Below are 8,311 nucleotides of genomic sequence, written 5' to 3' on the forward strand. Positions count from 1 at the left end.
CATTAAGGGACCAATCTCTGCTGGTCTCTAGGGAAAAGAGATGTCAATCTGACGTTATTGATGTTTAAAATTTGGGCGGTTAATCTTTCGAGTCCAATTGCCAAGCCGCCATGGGCAGGTGCCCCGTATTTAAAGGTCTCCAAATAAGAGGCATAGATCTCTGGATTCAGGCCCTTATATTTGATACTCTCAACGAGTTGGTCATAGTCATGGATACGCTGTCCACCAGTTGTTATTTCCAGTCCCCTAAAGAGGAGGTCAAAACTGTGCGTTTCATTGTTCTCATAGCACTTTGTATACATGGGTCTCTTATGTCTTGGATAATGTGTGATAAAGACAAAGTCGCTATTGTAGTTTAATTTAATATATTCAGCGATTTGACGTTCCCCTTGAGGCTCTAGATCACCCTCGAGCGAGTCCCTCTGATAATGTGTTTTCAGGATTTCAATAGCTTCTGCCATTTTCAGTTTGGGAATCGTCTCTGGAACCTCTGGACATGCCATATTCAAAACCTCAAAATAAGGTGCGCCTTTAAGTTTAAGCGCTTTAAAAATAGCTTTAAGAAGAGATTCTTCAAGTGCCATAATCTCAAATTCATCTTCGATAAAGCCCATTTCAAGGTCCATACTGACATACTCGTTGAGATGTCTTGCAGTGGCATGTTGCTCTGCCCTGTAAACAGACCCGATTTCGAATACGCGCTCAAAGCCTGCGACAACCATCATTTGCTTGTAAAACTGAGGGCTCTGTGCAAGATAAGCGCTTTCACCAAAATAATCGAGCTTGAAGATTTCTGCACCACCCTCAGCACCCTCCTTGACAATTTTGGGCGTGAACATTTCCAGAAAACCATTTTCTTCTAAAAAACTTCTGAAAGCCTGTGTGATAATGGCCTGAAGCCTAAAAATTGCTTGATTTTGAGCATGTCTCAAAGACAACACCCTATGGTTCAATTGTGTTTCGAGGTTAATGTCTAAGGCATCCCCATTTATTTGGATTGGCAAATCATTTTCAACGCCACTTCGGACTTCAAGGTTTTGCGCCTGCAACTCAAAGACTTGATACTTGTTCTTGGAACCACAAACGCGCCCTTCAACCATCACAATGCTCTCAAGTTTTATGCCTTTCAAGTACTCAGGCGTCCCCTCAAATACACATTGTACAAGCCCTGTTCGGTCTCTCAATATGATGAAGGTTACAGATTTTAAAACCCTTATACGATGGACCCAACCTTCAATCTGGACGACCTCATCTATATGTCTTTGTAAGTTCGAAATTAATACTCTCATTTTTAGCCTCCTTAAGAATAAAAAAATAAGCCCCTTGAGCACGTCTGCTCAAGGGGCGAATATCGCGGTACCACCCTTGTTTAAAATAGAAAAGACAACTGACAAATTGTGATGTTTATAGTCATTTAACGCCAACACTATGTTTTGTCGTTACCGTTTTCATCTTACTGCTTTTCACAAACCAAACATTTTTGCACAAAGCTGGATGAGAACTAATCCTATATAACAAAAAAACCCTCGCTCCACAAGGAGTGAGGGATCACGGTGCCATCCTATTTTTTACTTAGGTCCCTATAACGGGGGATAGCCGTTCGTCCCTACTAAGTTTCAAGACGACGCTTCAGAGATGTCTTTCACCATATGATTTCATTTGAGTCTCACACCATCACTCAATCGCTTTTTTCCATCCATATCGCTACTCTTCTCATCAAAAGCTTTAATTCGAATTTTATTTCACTCATTCTACCAAACCCAAAATACATTGTCAAATACATTTTAAATTCTCATCCTGTATTGCTGTCTGATTTTTAATATGAAATAATAGTGGTATAAGTATTATAGTTTAAATCAAGGAGGCATTTATGAATTTTCCAGAAAAACTAGCAGTCGCCAATCTTCCGACGCCCATTTATAAACTTGAGCGCCTTTCTCAAAAACTCAACAAGAATATATACATCAAAAGAGATGATTTCACCGGAAACGAATGGTCTGGCAATAAAATCCGCAAACTTGAGTATGCAATGCAGGAAGCCATTTCTCAAAAGGCATCTCTCATCATTACCTGTGGCGGCCTTCAATCCAACCATGCCCGCTCCACAACGGCGATCGCAAATCACCTTGGCCTAAAAACACATCTGGTCTTAAGAGGCGAAAAACAAAAGCACCCAGTGGGCAATCTTCTACTCAATGAAATCATGGGGGCCAAAATATCTTATCTTGATCCAGATTTTTTTAATGACAACTATTTAGATTACATGCAAACCTTAAAAGAGGCGTATGCAAACAAAGGTATCGTGGCCTATGTAATTCCAATGGGAGCATCAAACGGTATTGGAAACTTTGGCTATTACAACTGCTATCAAGAAATTAAACATCAAGAGCAGTCTTTAGATATGAAATTTGACACCCTAGTGGCTACAGTGGGTTCAGGTGGTACATACGGTGGTCTTTTTATGGGCAATGTCCTTGATCACTACGCTAAAAAAGTTGTCGGTTTTAACATCTCTGCTACACCAGAATACTTTCATGCTGAGGTCTCAAAAATCTTAACTGAATCCTTTGACATATTAAAAACCCCTCCTCATTTTGATCCTAATGAAATTCAAATCATTGGTGGCTATGAGGGCATAGGTTATGCTTTGACTCAACCATATGAACTTGAATTTATCAAGGAAATCGCACAATTGGAAGGGGTTATATTAGATCCTGTTTACACTGGAAAAGCCTTTCGAGGTCTTTGTAAAGAAATTGAGAATGGTCGATTTGACAAATCTGAAAATATACTATTCATCCACACGGGTGGCTTAACAGGACTCCACAGCTTTAACACCAAATTCGAGTTTTAGAGCAATGATCTTTTGGGCTTAAGAAATAGGGGCCCAAGAATTTGATACGCTTCTTGAGCGAATTTTGGATACCTCTGGTCAAGAAAGACCGCGCCAAACCTCGTGACCACTGCACATGTACCAAAATAAAATATGCCAATCTGTGGTGTTAAGATGGTGAAATCAACAATACTGTGGACCAGTAAAAAGGTTAGTAATCCAGTTAAAATCGGTGCCATTCGTATGCGATTATGATTGAGAAGCCATAGGGTATTGATCAAATACATCATTTGATAAACCACCAGGATCAGACCTACCACGCCTAAACTCGCCCCAATGGATAAAAATAAATTGTGACCATGAACCTCTTGAATTCTCGGATAAATCCCCAGTATTCCACAGCCGAATATTGGGGAATCTTTTATAAGTTCTATACAATTCTGCCAAATTAGATCCCGTGAATTATAGGTTTCAAATAAGTTAAAAAATGAGCTTATGCCAATCGTTGAAAGCCCTAAGAAAAAAGATAAAAACAACCAGGTTCTCTTACTGTGCTTTAAAACCGCAAAGACAAGAGCCGAACAGAAATAAGCAGCCATTGCGCCCTTTGAACCTGTAAGAACAAGACTGGATAAAAATAAAATATTTCCAAAAACGATCAACTTTCTTTTACGATAACCCGAGTGTTCAAGGAAGTAAAAGCTGAGTAATGACATGATACCAAACCAGTCTCCTGCAACATTTGGATTGCCAAAGGTACTCATAATCCTATAGTTTTCTATGGTTGGAAAATAGGTTGGATTCCAAAACACTTTCACGAGCCAGTTCATTTCAAACTGAGTGGATATGATTTTTTCCAAAATTCCCAAGACTGCCGGAATAAGTGATATTACCCAAATTTCCCTTAAAAGTCGATGTATTTTTTCAAAACTCAAAAGTGATTTATTAACCCAACTAATGAGTACGAGATACAATATAAATATAAAACTTGCTGCAAAAGACATCAAATCTTTATTATAAACGGCTGAAATTATTGACCAAAAAAATAAACCGATTACCCCAATATTGATTGGGTGCAAAACGATTTTAAAAGGTTTTTTGATTAATTGAAGCCCATGAACGAGCAATGGTACCCATGCTGTAAATGGTGACCCTATGATTAGTAATAGACTGCGATTCAAATATTTCACTCCTTAATTATGCCTCACTAATCTTAGCAGACTATTAGAAGAGTTTCAATACTTATTTACGCCTCAAAGATTACAATTTTGAAACCTAGTGACATCATCAGTCCCTTGTATTATAAGACTGATAAATCACGCTTTATTTTTGCCACCAAAGCTTCAATTTGATGTCTTCTTGAAAAATCAACACGCTCTGAATAAGCCCTTAACATCCCCTTCTCATCAGGTGATCTTTTGGCTTCTGGTTTTAAACTTATCTTCAATTTCATCATCTGCATCAAAAATTTGTCTATATTTCCAAGGCGCTCAAAATCAAAACCACCTCTAAAATAATAAAAATGATCTCTTGCAATTGCCTTGCCCTCAAAATTAAGTCTATAGATTTCCTCACTTGTTTCCGCTCTTATCGGTGTTGCACCAACTGCATAATAGTAAGCCCTAGGAGAGATGTCACTGTCACAAACTTTCCAAAATTCTTTTAAGCCCCATATACCGCCTGCATAGAGGCTACCGCCAAAAATGATTGCCTTGTATTGCTTAATTTCTTCTAAAGCTTTCGACTTATAATCTTCAATGGAAATCAGATCAAAGTTCAAAGCCTCTGATAACCAAGCGGCATACCTCTTGGTATATCCAGTTTTCGAAGCGTAGACAATTATGCCCTTCATTTTAATCCTCCTATGCAAAATCAATCAAGTCCATCCACAGCCCTTGTGAGCTTATCCAATAGTTCAAAGAGTTGGTGTACTTCAGCTTCCTCAAATGTCTCAAACAAATTTTTAAAAAACTCTAAATCCCCCTCTGCCCGGTTAGTCCAATAGGCATCACAAAATTCAGTCATTTCCACACGAACCGCACGCTTGTCCTCACTGTCTTTACTCAATTTTATAAAGCCCTTACTTTCAAGCTTCAAGGCAATTTGCTTCACGTTTTGATGGGAAGATCCCATGCGTTTGGCCAACGTTTTCAAAGTCGGCGGAGAATCGAAAAATTCTCCAAGCACAGCCATTAAAAACCATTGTTTGGTTGTAAGACCATGTCTAGCAAAATCTTTATCCATAATGGCTTGAAATTTATTGGCAAGATAAAATAAATTACCAAAAATATAGGTTTCTTTTTTTATTAGTGACATTATACAACCCCTCGTTAAGTTTAGATTTTACACGATTCTTTAATTAGATAATATATTACCTTTGAGTTTTTGTCAAAACATATGCAAATCGTCACAAAATCATCGAGAATCATAGTTCTCTAGACCTATAAATTTCGCTTAAAAAATCATGAAATGGGTATTAATTAAAGATGGAAGCGCATGAACGGGAGGTGTTTTTATGCGGTTGATAAATAAGGGGATGAGCTTGTTTATACTATTATCGCTTCTACTCTCACTTTTGATGGTTCCCGGATTTTCCGATACTTCAACCATCAACATTACAGTGAATGGAAACAAGCTCGAGTTTCAAGATGCCCTGCCTACAATCATTGATGGACGTACCATGGTTCCAGTAAAAGTAGTTGCAGAAGCATTGGGGGCACAAGTCGCTTGGATCGCGACAGAAAGAAAAGTTTTAATTCAATTGGATGACACACTTGTTTCACTTGTCATCGACCAAAAAGAGGCTAAAAAGAATACAAGCAAAATTACCTTGGATGTACCGGCACAAGTTGTGGGCGGAAGAACTATGGTTCCGCTTAAATTCATTGGGGAGGCACTTGGTGCACAGGTTACATGGCTATCAGAAACAAGAACGGTTGCAATCGTTCCTGGAAACAATCTTGTTTCAATAACCGATTTCAAGAATCAAGCAGAATATCTACTACCGGATAAAAAGAGCTATGAATGGCAGGCTGTTTCAACAGATATCAAGTATCCAAAAGGCACGATTTTTAGAACAGGTCCCAATAGCAATTTAACGATTAAAACAAATGACGGATCTAGTGTTTTTTTAGAAGCTGATACGATGCTTGCTGTTAAGGAACTGACCTACAATGCAGTTTCAAAGGCAAGAGAGAGCAAGTTTTCTCTATTGGAAGGCGAGGCATGGGCAACAGTCGTGAAGCAGACACAGGGGTCTGTCTTTTCAATTGTAAAAGGCACAGAAACGGTTTCAGCAAAAGGGACCATTTTTAAAATCGGTAAGCGAATTTCTGTTTTAAGTGGAAGCGTTTCTAGAAAACAGGGCAACGCTGAACAAATGCTCCCTGTGGGTACCATATACAGTGAAGAATCCGGCGCTGTCTTTGAGCCATCCGATATTATAGACAATCCAGAAGTTGCATTATGGAGTCAAAAGATTTTAGATGAAGCTCAGATAAAAATTGCAAATACGCAAGCTGCGCTTTTAGAGGGCATGGGGGAAACAGGCCAAGGCAATCCGATTTTTAATGAAATGCAAAATGCATTTCAAATTGCACAAGAAAAGGGCATTTGGAATCAGTTTGAATATCGACAGGCAATTCCTGTATTAGGGACTGCACAGAATCCAGATGTCAACGAGACCTTTATTAACACACAAGCCAAGATTGTCAAGGCAATACAAAGTGGCAAACTTATTTTATCAGATCAAGAAAAGCAAAATCTCTTGGCAAATCAACAGGGACTCTTAGAAGAAATTAGAAATACAGTTCAAGTTATGAAAAATATCAATTTGCAGGGTGAAAATAACTTTGATGCACTGTTGGATATGACTGAAAGTATTCAAGCTGAAATTCCATCAGACATTCAAATTCCAGACTCTGTAAGACCTGATTTAAATTTTGATCTTGCATTGCTTCCTAAAAATCTCAAGATTACAAGCAATACCAAATTGCCTCCAGGCGTGGTTTTACCGCCGGGTGTTGAAATTGAATCAGGTGTCATCCTTCCTATTGGTATTAAAATTTCTAAAAACGTCCAAATTCAAAATAACGTCAAATTACAGGATTTCACTGAGTTAGGTGATGGTGTCAAGCTTCCTGACCAAATAGAACTTCCTAAGGGTGTTATGATTCCAAAAGGCTTTGATGTGACAGGATTCAATTTGCCTGAAGGTACCTATTTTGAACAAGGATACCAGTTCAAGGATGGTTTTAATGTCCCACCAATGGCAGATTTACCAGTAGGTTTTAAACTTTCGAATAGTATGACATTTACTGGGCCAGCAAAACTACCGATGAACACTAATGTCTCTGGCTTCAATTTACCACAAGGTGTAACTGTTGCTGAAAACTTTGGCCCATGGACCGATTTTGAAGCTTTTGTACCAGAAGATGTAAATGTAGTGAGCAAGATGGCATTAGGTGGCGTTTCACTACCTGATGGCTATATTCCACCAGAGGGTTTCGTACCACCTGTAAACTGGAAACCAGATAGCAACTGGCAACCTGGAAACCCTAATGAAATCCCAGAAGGATGGGAATTGATGAACGCTAACATGGCTGAAATTAAGCCGGAATTCATGAATTCATATGAAGATGGTGTTAATCATTTGTTCTATGGTGATCTCGCTAAGCCTAAAAATTTTGTTTTTCCAGAAGGTTTATTGCCAACAGATAATTTTAATCCGCCTGATGGTTGGCAACCACCAAATGAATGGCAGCCACCAAGCGGCTGGCAAGCACCCGAATATTGGAAATTGCCAGAGGATTGGACACCACCACTTGGCTATGCAAGTAAGCCATTTGAATGGTCAAGCAACTCTGACGGTACATTGAATCCGCCATCCAACTTTAACCCACCTGAATGGTGGACGCCACCTGCAGGCTGGGAATATGGTGATCCATTACCTGATGGTTCAGCACCTTGGCAGCAGCTACCGCCTATGGACTATCAACCACCTGAAGCTTTTATGCCAGGCGGATTTATACCATATGAAGGGTTTGTCCCACCTGAGGGCTTTATGCCGCCTGAAGGTTTCGTGCCTCCGGATGGCTTTATGCCACCAGAAGGCTTTGTACCGCCTGATGGTTTTAAACCACCTGAAGGCTTCGAACCGCCTGATGGTTTTAAACCACCTGAAGGCTTTGAACCGCCTGATGGTTTTAAACCGCCTGATGGATTTGAACCGCCTGATGGATTCGAACCACCTGACGGATTTGAACCACATGATGGATTTGAACCAACTGATGGATTTGAACCACCAGATGGAAATCATCCACCTGATGGATTTGTTCCGCCAGATGACTTTAGTCCACCAGATGATGGTTTTGAGCCACCGGATGACTTCAGCCCACCTGATGATGGTTTTGAACCGCCAGATGAAGGGCCTCACGATGGTCCGCCAGATGGTCCAATGTAACCCATCCTTTTTAGCAC

General features: G+C 39.7%; 6 protein-coding genes. 2 read left to right on the forward strand and 4 right to left on the reverse strand.

The genetic code is table 11. From position 1 onward, the window contains the following. Window positions 1-2: 2 nt before the first annotated feature. A complete protein-coding gene (aspS, locus tag AC220I_RS14345; RefSeq protein ID WP_486724538.1) occupies window positions 3-1,289 on the reverse strand; it encodes an aspartate--tRNA(Asn) ligase in 1,287 nt (428 codons plus the stop codon). Between the two features lie 581 nt (window positions 1,290-1,870). Between aspS and AC220I_RS14350 the strand changes: the two genes are divergently transcribed. Continuing rightward, on the forward strand, window positions 1,871-2,854 hold the full coding sequence (locus AC220I_RS14350) for a D-cysteine desulfhydrase family protein (RefSeq protein ID WP_486724539.1): 984 nt from the start codon (window positions 1,871-1,873) through the stop codon (window positions 2,852-2,854). Here the strand turns inward: AC220I_RS14350 and AC220I_RS14355 are convergent. The 3 genes from AC220I_RS14355 to AC220I_RS14365 form a co-directional block, all read right to left on the reverse strand. Further along, the gene (locus tag AC220I_RS14355; RefSeq protein WP_486724540.1) at window positions 2,851-4,014 is read right to left on the reverse strand and encodes an O-antigen ligase family protein; all 1,164 of its coding nucleotides are present in this window, start codon (window positions 4,012-4,014) and stop codon (window positions 2,851-2,853) included. The genes AC220I_RS14350 and AC220I_RS14355 overlap by 4 nt on opposite strands. A 119-nt stretch (window positions 4,015-4,133) precedes the next feature. Continuing rightward, window positions 4,134-4,685: a flavodoxin domain-containing protein gene (locus AC220I_RS14360; RefSeq protein ID WP_486724541.1), complete on the reverse strand. Its 552-nt coding sequence runs from the start codon at window positions 4,683-4,685 to the stop codon at window positions 4,134-4,136. Between the two features lie 20 nt (window positions 4,686-4,705). Continuing rightward, complete coding sequence (locus tag AC220I_RS14365) at window positions 4,706-5,149, reverse strand: MarR family winged helix-turn-helix transcriptional regulator (RefSeq protein WP_486724542.1); 444 nt, start codon at window positions 5,147-5,149, stop codon at window positions 4,706-4,708. A 199-nt stretch (window positions 5,150-5,348) separates the two neighbouring features. Between AC220I_RS14365 and AC220I_RS14370 the strand changes: the two genes are divergently transcribed. Beyond that, the gene (locus AC220I_RS14370) at window positions 5,349-8,294 is read left to right on the forward strand and encodes a stalk domain-containing protein (RefSeq protein WP_486724543.1); all 2,946 of its coding nucleotides are present in this window, start codon (window positions 5,349-5,351) and stop codon (window positions 8,292-8,294) included. Window positions 8,295-8,311: the final 17 nt, after the last annotated feature.

It is taken from the genome of Fusibacter sp., assembly GCF_057447755.1.